Source organism: uncultured Parolsenella sp., assembly GCF_934660935.1.
Lineage (GTDB): Bacteria > Actinomycetota > Coriobacteriia > Coriobacteriales > Atopobiaceae > Parolsenella.
The window spans coordinates 1-13,530 of record NZ_CAKUIH010000019.1 but is presented as its reverse complement, the minus strand read 5'-3'; the positions used below and the strand labels follow the sequence as shown (position 1 = coordinate 13,530).

Below are 13,530 nucleotides of genomic sequence, written 5' to 3'. Positions count from 1 at the left end.
GCGCCGGGCTCCGTTAGCTCCTCCATCTCCACGAGATACTCAGTGCCGTCGATCTTGATCTTGAACTTACGAAGCATGGTTCTCCTCCCCTGACGCAGCGCGGCGCTGGATGCGCACGCACGAGAGCGCGCTCTCCGGCCTGTCTCCCGCGGCGATCGACGCCGCGATAAGCGAGACGCGTCGGTACTCGGGATTCACTCGACCGACGCGCCGTATGTCCACTTTGGTGTTTGGGTTGTCGCCCGCCGCGATGGCGGCGGCGATGACGGCCACGCGAGAGCGCTCCTCGCCTGCCGGAAGGTCAATAAAAGGAGGGACATCAACCCACTGGGGCTCATCCGGGGACGCAGCTGCCTCAACGGGGGCCGCCACAGCGGACACAACGGCGTCAGACGGCGCGCTAGCAGCGTCTTTGCGTCCAAAGAACCTGCTGAGAAAGCCCATCAGCCATCCCTCCCAAGATGCGGTTTCCTGTGCCGATGAGCTGAGCGTACCCCGATGGGTCGCTTATTTGTCAGGCTTTCTCCACACGGCGTCCACAATCCGGCGAGCGGGAGGCCGCGTGCAAGGCGCGACTCAGCGCGGACAGCGCGACGTTACGGCCGGCGCGGCGGCGCGGGCCGCGGGGTGGGGCTACCTCGCGAGCCAGGCGAGGAGGGCGTCGCGGCGGTTCTCCACCTGGCCGCTCATCACGGCAGCGAGCACCTGCTCGAGGGTCTTGCCCACCTCGGGACCCGGCTTGATGCCACGCACGGCAATGACGTCGCCGCCGGAGATGGCGAGATCGCTCGTCCGCCAGCAGACGCCACTCGCGTCGATGGCGCGCAGCATGCGCTCATATCGGTCGAGCTCACAAGCCCAACCGCGATAGTCCGGCGCCTTGGCGAGGGCGTCGGCACGGCGCAGGTCGAACATCTCGTGCATGAGGGCGATGGCCTCGCCGCGCGTGCGCACGCCGCTTCTGCGGTCGAGCTCGGCGAGGAGCTTGAGGGGCGGGCGCTTCTCGGACTTCATGGGACGATCATGCAGGCGGACGAGCGCCACGACGGGACGCGCGAGCTCGAGAGGAATGGCGAAGCGGCGGAGAATCTTCTCCGTCATCTGGGCACCCTCGTGAGGATGTCCGTAGAAGTGGCCCTGGCCGTTCTCGCCCACCGTGAAGCACGCGGGCTTCCCGATGTCATGGAGAAACGCGGCCCAGCGTAGACGCTCGGACGTAACGCCGCCGGTGTAGTACTCGACGCCCTCCATCACGCGAGCCGTGTGCTCGTAGACGTCATAGGCGTGGTAGGGGCTCCTCTGGTCGAAGCCCACCATCGCGACGAGCTCCGGCACGGCGGCGAGCATAACCTCGCGCTCCGCGCGCATCGCCCAGGCGGCCCTGCCGGAGGCCATGATGCCGCGCAACTCGGCGCCGATGCGCTCCTGCGCGACGTCGCCGAGCGTAGGTGCCGCCTCGACGAGGGCTTCCTGCGTCGCCTCCTCGACGGCGAACCCCAGCCGGCATGCGAAGCGCACGGCGCGAAGCAGGCGCAGGGCGTCCTCCTCGAAGCGCTCGGAAGCCACGCCGACGGCGCGGATGAGGCGGCGTTCGAGGTCGCCCGCGCCGTCGAAGGGATCGACGAGGCCGCGACGGGGGTGCCACGCCATGGCGTTGACCGTGAAGTCGCGGCGCGCGAGATCCTCCCGGACGTCGGTCACGAAGGTGACGGAGTCCGGGCGGCGGTGGTCCGTGTAGGCGCCATCAACGCGATAAGTGGTGACCTCGACGGGCTTCCCCTCGACCACGGCCGTGACCGTACCGTGGGCCGTGCCCGTCTCATGGACGGTGATGCCGGCGGCGACGAGGGCGCGCTCGCTCTCCTCCCAGGGGGCGTCCGTGCAGACGTCGACGTCGTGGGCGGGCGCGCCGCGCAGGGCGTCCCTCACCCAGCCGCCGACGAACCAGGCCTCGTGGCCGGCCGCCTCGAGGGCGTCGAGCACGGCGAGGCCGTAGGCGGGCGCAAGGGCGGGGTCTATAGCTTGCGTGACGCCCATGGCGCCCTCCTTCGTCTCGGCGGATTAGTGAGGACAGTATACGACGCGTCCCGCCCGTGCCGAGGCAATACGGAGAATGCCTGGTACCAGGCGCGCCCCCTAGCCCACGCTCTTCGTGGCGATCACGTCCACGCCGGTGCCGCACGCGTCCGCGAGCACCACGTCGCCGATCGCGACGGGCGCGCGCATGCCGGCGGCAGCGCCCTTGGCCGCGGCGACAACCTCGGCCATGAGCTCGCGGGGAACGGGGGCAACGGTCCTCACGGAGAGAGGCTCGGCCGCGCCGGGGACGCAGACGGTAGTGGTCACGACGCGCTCGGGCCGGGTCGCCTCGGCGGGGGCGTACTTCTTGCCCCTGGCACAGCCGGCGCCGGAGACGTAAGTTGCCTCATCGGCCGAGGCACGCTCGACGACGAGCGAGCAACCCACAGGACAGCACACGCAGGTGAGTTCGAGCCTCTCGGGATAGGACACGTCACTCGCCTCCCTTCGAGGTAGACGCACCTGCGGAGCCAGCCGCCTTAGCCGGGGCGTCAACCATGCGAACATCGAGGTGGTCCGGCGCAGCAAGCCCCGCGACCGAGACCTCAAGCCGTTCCATCTCCGCGGGCACCGCCACGCGGGCGCGACGCGACTTGAGCGAGGTCTCCGTGCCATCGGCGGCGACGGAGACGGCCTCGAACCGGACGTTCTGCGCAACCCTGCCCGGGCGGAACGTGAGGGCAACCGCGCCCTCCTCGTCCTCGCGAACGAGCTGGGGCACCACGGCACCCACGCCCTCGCCCTGGCGGACGGGAATACGGAGAACGCCATCCGCGCGCGCCTCCCCCGCCGCGACCGAGGCCGCCCAGGTTGCGGCACTCGCACCGGCAACGTCACCCTCGCCGGCGGCGAGGTCTGCCAGGTCATGGACGTGCAGGGCGTTGCCGCAGGCGAAGATGCCCGGGACGCTCGTGGCGAGGAGCTCATCGACGACGGCGCCACCCGTGCCGCCGCAGAGCTCGACGCCCGCCTCGCGCGCGAGCTCGTTCTCCGGAATGAGGCCGCAGGAAAGCACGAGCGTGTCGCACTCGACGTTGACCTCGGTACCCGGGATGGGACGCCTGGTCGCTGGATCCACCTCGGCGATGTCGACGGACTCGAGGCGCGTGCGGCCGTGCGTGGCCACGACGGTGTGCGAGAGGTGAAGCGGGATCGAGAAGTCGTCCAGGCACTGGACGATGTTGCGGCGTAGGCCGCTCGGGTGCGCGAGGAGCTCGTAGACGCCCTCGACCTCCATGCCCTCGAGCGTCATGCGGCGGGCCATGATGAGGCCGATGTCACCAGAGCCGAGGATGACGGCACGCTTGCCGGGGAGGCATCCCTGCAGGTTGATGAGGGCCTGGGCAGAGCCTGCGGTGTAGATGCCGGAGGGGCGGTCGCCCGCGATGCCGAGGGCGCCGAAGCCGCGCTCGCGCGAGCCCGTCGCGAGGACGACCGCGCGGGCAAGGACGCGGCAGGCACCCTCCGGGCGCACGAGCTCGAGTGCATGGAGCGCGGACGCGCCGTCAGCGCCACCCGTGCCGTGCGCGCGCTCGATGCCCAGCACGCTCGTGCCGGGCCAGACCTCCACGCCGTCGAGGCGGGCGGCCTCGCGCGCAGCGAACTCGGGGCCGGAGAGTTCCTCGGAGAAGCGCTTGAGGCCGAAGCCATTGTGGACGCACTGACGCATGATGCCGCCAAGCGTGGACTCGCGGTCGACGAGAAGGACGCGCGAGGCTCCGTCACCCGCCGCGGCGGCAGCGGCGGCCATGCCCGCGGCGCCTCCTCCCACCACGACAACGTCATAGGGTGCGGATGCGGACGCGACGTCGCCCTCCGCGCAACCAAACGACGAGCCATCTACCTGCGACGCATTGCCCTCGTCCTGGGCGAGCTCCACGTAGTCAGGCCTCTCGCGGGAGACCATCCACGAGCCGCGGTCGCGCTTCTCGAGCTCGCTCGGGCGCAGGCCTGTCTCACGGGCGATGATGCGGATGAGCTCCGGCGTACAGAAGCCGCCGTGGCAGCGGCCCATCGTGGCCGCCGTGCGCCACTTGATCGCGTCGAGGCAGAGCACGGGAAGCGTGCCATGAAGCTCGCGGACGACTTCCGCCTCGGAGACCTCGTTGCAGCGGCAGACCACGTGGCCCCAGGCGGGATCTGCAGCGACGGCCTCCGCGCGCTGCTCCGCGTCCATGTGGCGGAGGCGCTGGCGAGGTTCGCGACGGGGCTCGAAGCCCGCGCGCTCGCCCGCGGCGAGACGGGCCGCCACCTGCGAGGCGACGTCCGTGCCGATCGCCGGCGCGCTCGAGAGGCCCGGGCTCTCGAGGCAGGCGATGTCGAAGAGGCCCGGGACGTCATCCGGCTCGCCGATGACGAAGTCATGCGTGTCGCCCTTGGCGCGCACGCCGGTGAAGTTGGTGATGACGCCGCGCGTGGAGGCGCCTGGCCAGGTGCGCCTGGCGCCCGCGACGACGGCGGCGAGGCCCTCTGCCGTGGTGGCGAGGGCGTCCTTGTCGTCCTGTGCGACGGCGCTGGGGCCCACGAAGAGGTTGCCGTGGACGGTGGGACTCACGAGGACGCCCTTGCCCGCGGCCGTGGGCACCTGGAACACCGTGCGCGAGAAGTGCGTCTCGAGGCTGTTGTCATACAGGTTGTACTCACCGCGAACTGGGGTTATATGGATCTTGCGGGCGGAGAGCTGGTTGTGGAGCTCGTCTGAGTGGACGCCCGCCGCGTTCACCACGGCGCGAGCGCGGATGGCCTTGCCGTCCACGAGAGTGACGAAGAAGCCCTCCCCCTCACGAGCGAGCTTGGAGACGCGCGCGTCGAACGTGACGCTCACGCCATTCTCGACGGCATTCTCGAGCGAGGCGAAGGCAACCTCATACGGGTCGCAGATGGCGCCCGTCGATACGCGCAGCGCGCAGGTGACCTCGGGTGAGAGGGCCGGCTCGAGCTCGTGTGCCTCGTCTCCGGAGATGATCGAGAGCCCCTCGACGCCGTTGGCGCGGCCGCGCTCGAGAAGGCCCGCGAGGGCGGCCTCGTCCTCGTCGCCAAAGCCAACCACCAGCGACTCGTTGTGAACGTAGGCAAATCCCAGCTCGTCCGCCCACCGTGGAAAGAGCTTCGATCCCGCGACGTTATAGCGGGCCTTCGCCGTACCCGGCTCAGGGTCATAGCCGCCATGGACGATGCCGGAGTTGGCGCGCGTGGCACCGCAGGCGATGTCATCGCCCGCCTCGAGGACGAGGACGTCGAGGTCATATCGCGCGAGCTCACGAGCGCAACAGCACCCGGCGACGCCCGCACCCACGACAACGACGTCATACGAGTCACGCACGCCCGCGGACCCCACAAAACACGTCATGAGAGATCTCCCATCGGATCGACATGAAAACGTTTGCATTGTCCCCTATGGCGCGAGGCCGCGCCGTGGCACATCGGGGAACGGGCTTATGTAAGGTCGCGGACGTAAGCGACATTCTTCGCGCCGCAGCCTCGAAGCGGGCATCCAGACCCGGCGCGCTGAGCGTGGCGTCGCCGAACAGGGAGACAACCCGCTTGCCGGCATGCCTCTTCTTCCCTGTATGTGAACCCTCACGGCTCGTTCCTCCTCCCCACGCACGCGCGTCCAGCAGACCCACGCGACGAGCACGGCCCTTCGATGCGTCCATTCTCTCAAGCATTCGGGACATAAAGTCGAGGCCAAGCACGCTAACGAACGCCACGCACGCGCCCGCCAATCGCACGCGCCCCGCGGCGTCCTCGCCCGCGTCACGCGGCCGTGCTACCATGCCAAGCCGTGAAACAGTCGCCCGCGCCCGCCGCGCTCGGGCAAGCGCACGATCCAACACCACAGCCGCACGCGAGTGCTCGGCGCCCGGCCTCAGCCAGGCACGCACGCCCCCGCCGCGCATACCCATAAGGAGCAGCATGAACGTCAGCCAGGCACTCGAGCACGCAAGCGCGCTCTTCATCCCGGAAATCGTCTATTGCGAGGGCTTCCCCGCCATGGACTCGGAGCGTCAGAAGAACGAGGAGGCCATGGCCGCGCTTCGCGAGGAGTTTGCCAAGAACGACAACCCCAGCTTCTCCTACGACGTCATCCGCGACCTCGCGGACCGCAACCGCGAGCTCTGCGACCAGATGGGCATCGAGCGCCTCGCCAACACGCGCGACCACAGCCTCGCCCGCGGCATGAGCGATGAGGACCTCTGCGCCGGCGTCGCCGCGCTCCAGAAGCGCAAGGCAACGACCGTCATCCGCGAGATCCGCGGCGACCGCAACAACCTCGCCGTCTCCTACGTCTCCAAGCCCGTCAAGGGCACGGTCCTCGGCATCGATATCGAGACGACGGACCGCTACCCGGACCGCGGCTACATCGTCAACGTGGGCTTCGAGCTCATGGAGCTCACGGAAGACGCAGAGCCCACCGGCGCCGAGGCCCACTTCTGCGGCATTCCGGAGATGTACGCCGAGAAGGGCGTGCCCCTCGAGAACATCCACCACATCACCTGGGCGGACGTCGACGGCAAGATCCCCTTCCGCGAGAACAAGCCCCTGCAGGCCAAGCTCCTGAAGCTCATGAAGAAGTATCCGATGATGGCGCACAACGCGGCGTTCGAGGACTCCTGGTTCACGCTTCACCTCGACGGATATGCCGAGGCAAGGCGCGCTGGCAAGATCGTGCCGGTCGACTCCCGCGACATCTGCCGCCAGCTCGACCCCGAGGTCAAGACCCTGCCACGCGAGAGTTCTCCCGCGTCGCTCGAGAACTGGGCCCGCAGGCGCGGCACCCTCGCCACCAATGAAGCCGAGGTACACCAGGGTCTCGACGACACGGAGCTCATGCTCAGGACCGTTCAGGCCGAGTTCGCCGCCCGCAACTGCTTCAAGGCATAGCTCGGTCTGCGACCACTTCAAGGCACAGCCTGACCCGCAACCACTTCAAGGCGCAACTACCAGGGCCGCCCGCCTGTGACACGTACCGTCACGGGCGGGCGGCCCTGAGCTAGTGCGAGAAGAGTCCTACATCACCGCGCGAACGGCATCGATGAGGCGGGCGTTACGGATGGTGGCGGCAAGCGGCATGACGGGGCTCTCCGTGACGCCGGCACGCATGAGCTCGCAGAAGTGCGCGATCTCGCCGTGGAAGTCATCCGGATCGTAGGGCGCGGCTATGACCTCGTCTTCCATGCCCGGACGACCCACCACCGCACGCTCCGGACGGTGCGCGCGCTCGACGAGGACGCTCCCCCGCTCGCAACGAATCAAGACGGAGCAGTCATACTCCGCGGAGTCACCCGCCCAATGGATGCTCGCACGCACGTCTCCAAAGTCGAGGTTGGCGTCGCCAGACCAATCGACGCGCCCACCGGAGACATCACGCCAGTTTGCACATGCTCTGACCTGGGGCTCATTGCCTTGCGTAAGTTCCTCGATCCAGCTCATCGGGTAGCAGCCGAGGTCATAGAGGGCACCGCCGCCAACGGAGTCGACGAGATAGCGGAGGTTGCCCCCTCCATAGTCGACGCACTGCGAGCACGACAGCTCGCAGACGCGCCCGAGCTCGCCGGAGTCGATAAGGGCGCGCACGCGGGCGTGGAGCGGCACGAAGCGGCACTTCATCGCTTCCATGAAGAGGGTCCGCGAGCCACGCACGGCATCGGCGAGCTGGCGGGCCTCCGCCTCGGTAAGGACGGCCGGCTTCTCGCAGAGCACGGGCTTGCCGGCCTGCGTGGCCTCGAGCACCCAGCGGAGGTGCATGGAGTGTGGGAGCGCGAGGTAGATGGCATCGACCTCGGGGTCTGCAAGGAGGCTCGCGTGGGCGGAGGAGCCATCCGCGCCATCGGCATAGATGCGGGCAGGAGCAAAGGCGGCAAGGCGCTCCGCCGAACGACCGGAGACTGCAACAAGCCTGGCACCCTCCACGGTCTCAAGACTAGCCGCGAACCTCTTCGCGATTCCGCCCGCCCCGAGGATTCCCCAGCGGATTTCCGATGCACCCATCTTGACCTCGCCTTCATTGGTTGCGTGTCTGGTATGAGGATAGTGAGGGACTCACATCTGAGGCCCTCATGCACCACCCTTGAGAGCGTTCGCTCGTTTCGCGACAATGGAACGGAGCGTTAAACACCCCATGCCTCACAATAACCGATCGGAGCGCGTCATGACTCGTGATACCGCCTCAAGCAACGAGATCAGCCTCGCTTATGACCCGACCAGCGCGGACTCCATTATCGAGTACGCCAAGCGCCTTGAGGGCAAGACACTGCGCGAGATGTGCGACGCGCCTGACCTGCCAGACCCTCACACAAGACGTGGCTCCTTCGGCAACGCAGTCGAACAGTATTACTTCGGCTATGCCATCAATAGTGACTCGGCTCCAGACTTTGCTGAAGCGGGTCTCGAGCTCAAAACAACTCCCATGAAAAAGAGGGCAGATGGCCAACTCGTCGCCAAGGAACGCCTTGTCCTAACGATGATTGACTACATGCACGTCCCAATGGAGTCTTTCGAGGATAGCCATCTACTTGATAAGGTCGCTGACCTCGCTCTTATTTCATATCTGTATGAGCCGGATAAGAACCCCGTCGACTACAAAATTCAATTCGCGGAACGTTGGCAGATTCCCGATGGCGATATCCCCCAGATTAAGAAGGACTGGGAGACGGTCGTCGCCAAGGTCATGAACGGCCACGCCGAGGATATCTCTGGCAGCGACACCATGTACCTCGAAGCTTGCACAAAGGCAAAGGACAGTTCCGTCAGAACGTCGCAGCCCTTCTCGGACGTTCCGGCGAAGCCCAGGGCATGGGCATTTAAGGCGTCTTACATGACCGGCGTGGAGCGGCAGCTCCTCGCCCACTCCGAATCGATCAGGCGCGAAAGCGGCGAAGAGTCCCTTGGCATTCTCGAGCTCATTCGCAAGAGGTTCGAGCCCTATTTCAGCATGAATCAAGACGAGCTCACAGAGCTGTTTGAGGTGAACTCCTCGGCAAAAAGCGCATACGCGCTCGTAACCAACCGAATCCTTGGCGTTGGCGACAAAAGCACCATTGCGGAACTCGATAAGGCAGGCGCTAAGCCCAAGACAATTAGGCTTCGTCCAAATGGGACGCCAAAGGAAGCCGTTTCATTCCCGGCAATCGACTATTTCGAGCTTGAAGAAACACCCTTCGAGAATTCGTTGTTCAAGGAGCAGCTTGAGCAGCTCTATCTATTTGTCGTCTACCAGGACACTGGAGACGAGAACTACGTCCTAAAGGATGTCTTCTTCTGGAGAATGCCAGAAGAAGACATGCCTGAAGCAAAGCGCTGCTATGAGCAGATGCGAAGCAACGTCAAAGAGGGCAATGCAGAAAGCTCGGTAAAGTCTTCGGAGAACCGCTGCTGCCACGTTCGTCCTCACGCTCGCAACAAGGCCGACACGAGGCCGCAGCCACACGGAGAGCCCGTTACGAAGAAGTGTTTCTGGCTCAATCAGTCGTACCTCAGAGATGAGATTGCCAAGATGATGACGACTGAGAAGTGATTAATGTCCGCATCTATACGGAGACTTCTCTCGACGTATTAATGTTGCGTCCCGCTCTCACGAGAGTGGTCTATTTGGCTCCTATCCGGCAATAAAGCGACTTGTCAAAACTGATAGAGATCGAGTAGTGTATTTGGGTTAGCTCTCTTGGGCTAACCCGATAGGACACAGCAGCGATTGGAGAAACGTGTCCAAGGAAATTAAAGTAGCCGAGCTCTTCGCGGGGGTCGGCGGGTTTCGTCTTGGCCTTGACGGCTATCACGATTCCGCACACCCCGAGTTCGATATGCCCTCCGCGGGCCCCTTCAAGACCATCTGGGCCAACCAGTGGGAGCCGCCCGGATCCAAGGCTCGCCAGTTCGCCGCCCGCTGCTACGAGTCGCACTTCGGCGAGGACTCCGTCGTAAACGAAGATATTAACCGGGTTCTTGACCAGGCAGAACGCGGAGAAATAGATATCCCCACCATTGATATGGTCGTCGGTGGATTCCCCTGCCAGGACTATTCCGTCGCTCGTCCTCTCTCCCAGGCGCACGGTATCGAGGGCAAGAAGGGCGTCCTCTGGTGGGACATCTATCGTTTCCTCAAGCTCCAGAACGATAGGAGCGAGGACGCAGCACGCTATTGCCTCTTCGAAAATGTCGATCGCCTGCTCAAGAGCCCCGCTTCCCAGCGCGGCCGAGACTTCGCGATTATCCTCTCCTGCCTCGCCGAGCGCGGCTACTCCGTGGAATGGCGCGTCGTCAACAGCGCCGAGTACGGATTTCCCCAGCGTCGCAAGCGCGTCTACATCTTTGCCGAGCGAAACGCCGACTGGACGATCGAGACGCGCCTCCAGAATGGCGTCATGTCCCGCGCCTTCCCGATGGAGGCGCCTGGCGAGGAGAACATCCGCGAGGTCTTCGTCCCCGAGGACCCCTACGACGCTTCGGAGAACTTCAACCTCGCGGGCAAGACCTCTCCGTTCATGGATGCTGGCATCATGGTCGGCCATCGCGTCCTGACGTGCCCCGTCATCGAGAAGTACGACGGTGCCCGCAAGACCCTCGGCGACGTTCTTATCCCGCTTGACGAGGTGCCGGAGGAATTCTTCATCGAGCCCGAGCAGCTGCCCAAATGGGAGTACCTCAAGGGTTCGAAGCGCGAGGAGCGCACCAATAAGAAGACGGGCTTCACCTATTGGTACTCGGAAGGCCAGATGGCCTTCCCGGACGCAACCAACAGGCCGTCCCGCACCATCCTCACCGGCGAAGGCGGAAGGGGCGCGAGTCGCTTCAAGCACGTCATCAAGTGCGAGGACGGGCGTTATCGCCGTCTTGTGCCCGACGAGCTCGACCAGCTCCAGGGCTTCCCCCGTGGCTGGACGAATACGGGCATGACCGACGGAAACCGCGCCTTCTGCATGGGAAACGCCCTGGTCACGGGTATCCCCCACCTCATCGGAAAAGCAATTTGCGAGCTCAGGTAGCATGACCTGCCTCTGATTTAGTGTCCGGCTCATCTCCGATAATGGCTTAACAACGGAAGCGGACGAAAGGACACCCATGACAGCAGTCGAATTCTCCCAGCAGCTAGAGCAGATCGAGGTCCTCGCAGAGCAGATCAAAGCACACCTAGATTCGAACGAAATCGATGGTGCCTACGAGGGCACCGAAAACCTGCTTGAGACTGTCAAGTCCCTTCGTGAGGACTACGTCTTGTAGCGTGGGTGTCTTTCGCTAGACTCGGAGCCCGCCTTTGGCCAATCATTCAGGCCAGGGGCGGGTTTTTCTCGTCCAGCGTCCTTCTCGTCTTTCTCGCCCTCCCCGTCCTCCTCGGCATTCGCGCCCTCCCCCGCCCACACTCCCTCGGACACGCCCGCGCCCGCGCGGGTAGAATCTCCTCGGACGAAACGCGATGCCGGCGCAACCGGCGAACAGGAGGACCATGGCTGACAAGAACTTGCACGTAGCAGCCGCGATCATCGTGCGAGACAACAAGGTTCTCGCCGCGCGGCGCGAGCACGGCATGGAGGGCTGGGAGCTGCCCGGCGGCAAGCTCGAGCCCGGCGAGAGCGCCGAGGACGCCTGCCACCGCGAGATCAGCGAGGAGCTCGGCCTCACTCTCGGCGTACTCTGGCCATTCACCACGGTCACGCACGCATACCCCGAGTTCACGATGGAGATGGACGTCTTCTGCGCGCCCGTCGACCCATCCGCGGAGCCCCAGCTCCTCGACCACGCGGAGCTCGCCTGGCTCGGTCGCGACGAGCTCCTCTCCGTCGGCTGGCTCCCGGCGGACCTCGACGTCGTGAAGTCGTTCGGCTTCGCGTGGGCAGACGTCTTCAATGACATGCACATGTAGGAAGCGGCCGCTTTCGACCGGGGCCCTGCACGTGTCCTTTAAGGGGACTACAATAGCCAGGCGCCCATACGGGCGTAAGCGCAAATAAGGGAGAGAAAGCGCATGGCAAAGAACACGGTCCTCACCCTCGCCAAACAGGCGTCGGAGGGCAAGAAGGTGACCATGGTCACCAGTTACGACTACACCATGGCGTCGATCGTCGAGGCGGCGGGGATCAACATGATTCTCGTGGGCGACTCCCTCGGCATGACGATGCTCGGCTACGAGGACACCATCCCCGTCACGATGGACGACATGGTCCACCACACGCGCGCCGTCACGCGCGCCACGAGCGACACCTTCGTCGTTGGCGACATGCCGTTCATGTCCTACCAGGCCAACGTCGAGGAGGCCCTGCACAACGCCGGCCGCCTCATGAAGGAGGGCCGCTGCAACGCCGTCAAGCTCGAGGGCGGTGTGCGCTGCGCCCCGCAGATCCACGCGATCGTCGAGGCGGGCATCCCCGTCGTCGGCCACGTGGGCATGACCCCGCAGAGCGCCAACAGCTTCGGCGGCTTCAAGGTCCAGGGCAAGAGCGCGGAGAACGCGCAGCGCATCGTCGACGACGCGCTCGCCGTCGAGGCCGCGGGCGCCTTCGCCGTCGTGCTCGAGTGCGTCCCGAGCGACCTTGCGGAGTTCATCACGAGCAAGCTCACCCACTGCTTCACCATCGGCATCGGAGCCGGCTCCGCGTGCGACGGCCAGGTGCTCGTCGCGCAGGACCTCCTCGGCATGACGCCGGGTGGCTTCAAGCCCAAGTTCGTTCGCCAGTTCGCCCAGGTGGGCGACACCATGCGCGATGCCTATCAAGCGTACGCCAACGCCGTGGAGGCGGGCGAGTTCCCCGCCGCCGAGAACGGTTTCAAGATTGATGCCGAGGTCATGGACCAGATCAGGAGGAACAACTAATGAAGACCGCCGCTACCGTCGCCGAGGTTCGCGAGCAAGTTCGTGAGTGGAAGCGCGAGGGCCTGACCGTCGGCCTCGTCCCCACCATGGGTTACCTGCACGAGGGCCACAAGAGCCTGATCATGCGCGCCGCCGCCGAGAATAACCGCGTCGTCGTGTCTGACTTCGTGAACCCCACGCAGTTTGGCCCGACCGAGGACCTCAAGAGCTACCCGCGCGACTTCGACCGCGACTGCAACCTGTGCGAGGAGGCCGGCGCCGCCCTGGTCTTCCACCCCGAGCCCTCCGAGATGTACGCGCCCAACGCCTGCACCTACGTCAACATGGACGAGCTCACGCATGAGCTTTGCGGCCTCACGCGCCCGATCCACTTCCGCGGCGTGTGCACCGTCGTTTCCAAGCTCTTCAACATCGTCACGCCGGACCGCGCCTACTTCGGCCAGAAGGACGCCCAGCAGCTCGCCGTCATCCGCCGCATGGTGCGCGACCTGAACTTCGGCATCGAGATCGTCGGCTGCCCGATCATCCGCGAGGAGGACGGCCTGGCCAAGAGCTCGCGCAACACCTACCTCTCCGCCGAGGAGCGCCAGGCGGCCCTATGCCTGTCTCGCGCCGTCTTTGCCGGCCAGAAGATGGTCCAGGGT

At 65.4% G+C, this 13,530-nt stretch carries 12 protein-coding genes; 7 read left to right on the top strand and 5 right to left on the bottom strand.

The window, feature by feature from the left end:
• Window positions 1-66 precede the first annotated feature (66 nt).
• The 4 genes from Q0H23_RS07860 to Q0H23_RS07845 all read right to left on the bottom strand — a co-directional run bounded on the left by Q0H23_RS07860 (window position 67) and on the right by Q0H23_RS07845 (window position 5,428).
• A complete protein-coding gene (locus tag Q0H23_RS07860) occupies window positions 67-444 on the bottom strand; it encodes a hypothetical protein (protein ID WP_293837256.1) in 378 nt (125 codons plus the stop codon).
• A gap of 189 nt (window positions 445-633) precedes the next feature.
• The gene (locus tag Q0H23_RS07855) at window positions 634-2,037 is read right to left on the bottom strand and encodes an HD domain-containing protein (RefSeq protein ID WP_293837254.1); all 1,404 of its coding nucleotides are present in this window, start codon (window positions 2,035-2,037) and stop codon (window positions 634-636) included.
• A 99-nt stretch (window positions 2,038-2,136) separates the two neighbouring features.
• The gene (locus Q0H23_RS07850) at window positions 2,137-2,511 is read right to left on the bottom strand and encodes a DUF1667 domain-containing protein (RefSeq protein WP_293837252.1); all 375 of its coding nucleotides are present in this window, start codon (window positions 2,509-2,511) and stop codon (window positions 2,137-2,139) included.
• A 1-nt stretch (window position 2,512) separates the two neighbouring features.
• Window positions 2,513-5,428, bottom strand: coding sequence for an FAD-dependent oxidoreductase (locus Q0H23_RS07845; RefSeq protein ID WP_293837250.1), 2,916 nt, complete (start codon window positions 5,426-5,428; stop codon window positions 2,513-2,515).
• Window positions 5,429-5,994: 566 nt separating this feature from the next.
• Between Q0H23_RS07845 and Q0H23_RS07840 the strand changes: the two genes are divergently transcribed.
• The gene (locus Q0H23_RS07840; RefSeq protein WP_293837248.1) at window positions 5,995-6,963 is read left to right on the top strand and encodes a 3'-5' exonuclease; all 969 of its coding nucleotides are present in this window, start codon (window positions 5,995-5,997) and stop codon (window positions 6,961-6,963) included.
• Between the two features lie 126 nt (window positions 6,964-7,089).
• On the opposite strand, the gene Q0H23_RS07835 is transcribed toward Q0H23_RS07840, so the two are convergent.
• Window positions 7,090-8,070 carry a Gfo/Idh/MocA family oxidoreductase gene (locus Q0H23_RS07835; protein WP_293837246.1) on the bottom strand — a complete coding sequence of 327 codons (981 nt, stop codon included), beginning with the start codon at window positions 8,068-8,070 and terminating at the stop codon, window positions 7,090-7,092.
• Between the two features lie 160 nt (window positions 8,071-8,230).
• Between Q0H23_RS07835 and Q0H23_RS07830 the strand changes: the two genes are divergently transcribed.
• The 6 genes from Q0H23_RS07830 to panC all read left to right on the top strand — a co-directional run.
• Window positions 8,231-9,595, top strand: a complete 1,365-nt coding sequence (locus tag Q0H23_RS07830) for a Sau3AI family type II restriction endonuclease (protein ID WP_293837244.1) — start codon at window positions 8,231-8,233, stop codon at window positions 9,593-9,595.
• Between the two features lie 187 nt (window positions 9,596-9,782).
• Window positions 9,783-11,063, top strand: coding sequence for a DNA (cytosine-5-)-methyltransferase (dcm, locus tag Q0H23_RS07825; protein WP_293837242.1), 1,281 nt, complete (start codon window positions 9,783-9,785; stop codon window positions 11,061-11,063).
• Window positions 11,064-11,139: 76 nt separating this feature from the next.
• A complete protein-coding gene (locus Q0H23_RS07820; RefSeq protein WP_293837240.1) occupies window positions 11,140-11,298 on the top strand; it encodes a hypothetical protein in 159 nt (52 codons plus the stop codon).
• Window positions 11,299-11,521: 223 nt separating this feature from the next.
• A complete protein-coding gene (locus Q0H23_RS07815; RefSeq protein WP_293837238.1) occupies window positions 11,522-11,938 on the top strand; it encodes a (deoxy)nucleoside triphosphate pyrophosphohydrolase in 417 nt (138 codons plus the stop codon).
• Window positions 11,939-12,040: 102 nt separating this feature from the next.
• Window positions 12,041-12,886 (top strand): 3-methyl-2-oxobutanoate hydroxymethyltransferase, encoded by an 846-nt coding sequence (gene panB, locus Q0H23_RS07810; protein ID WP_293837236.1) that lies wholly within the window; start codon window positions 12,041-12,043, stop codon window positions 12,884-12,886.
• On the top strand, window positions 12,886-13,530 hold a 645-nt coding region (panC, locus tag Q0H23_RS07805; RefSeq protein ID WP_293837234.1), incomplete at its 3' end, for a pantoate--beta-alanine ligase. The genes panB and panC, both read left to right, overlap by 1 nt.

What these genes read in the sequence shown, in the direction of transcription:
- Q0H23_RS07840 (WP_293837248.1), top strand. Translation starts at nt 5,995, where the DNA reads ATGAACGTCAGCCAGGCACTCGAGCACGCAAGCGCGCTCTTCATCCCG.
- Q0H23_RS07860 (WP_293837256.1), bottom strand. Translation starts at nt 444, where the DNA reads ATGGGCTTTCTCAGCAGGTTCTTTGGACGCAAAGACGCTGCTAGCGCG.
- Q0H23_RS07815 (WP_293837238.1), top strand. Translation starts at nt 11,522, where the DNA reads ATGGCTGACAAGAACTTGCACGTAGCAGCCGCGATCATCGTGCGAGAC.
- panB (WP_293837236.1), top strand. Translation starts at nt 12,041, where the DNA reads ATGGCAAAGAACACGGTCCTCACCCTCGCCAAACAGGCGTCGGAGGGC.
- Q0H23_RS07820 (WP_293837240.1), top strand. Translation starts at nt 11,140, where the DNA reads ATGACAGCAGTCGAATTCTCCCAGCAGCTAGAGCAGATCGAGGTCCTC.
- Q0H23_RS07855 (WP_293837254.1), bottom strand. Translation starts at nt 2,037, where the DNA reads ATGGGCGTCACGCAAGCTATAGACCCCGCCCTTGCGCCCGCCTACGGC.
- Q0H23_RS07830 (WP_293837244.1), top strand. Translation starts at nt 8,231, where the DNA reads ATGACTCGTGATACCGCCTCAAGCAACGAGATCAGCCTCGCTTATGAC.
- Q0H23_RS07835 (WP_293837246.1), bottom strand. Translation starts at nt 8,070, where the DNA reads ATGGGTGCATCGGAAATCCGCTGGGGAATCCTCGGGGCGGGCGGAATC.
- Q0H23_RS07845 (WP_293837250.1), bottom strand. Translation starts at nt 5,428, where the DNA reads ATGACGTGTTTTGTGGGGTCCGCGGGCGTGCGTGACTCGTATGACGTC.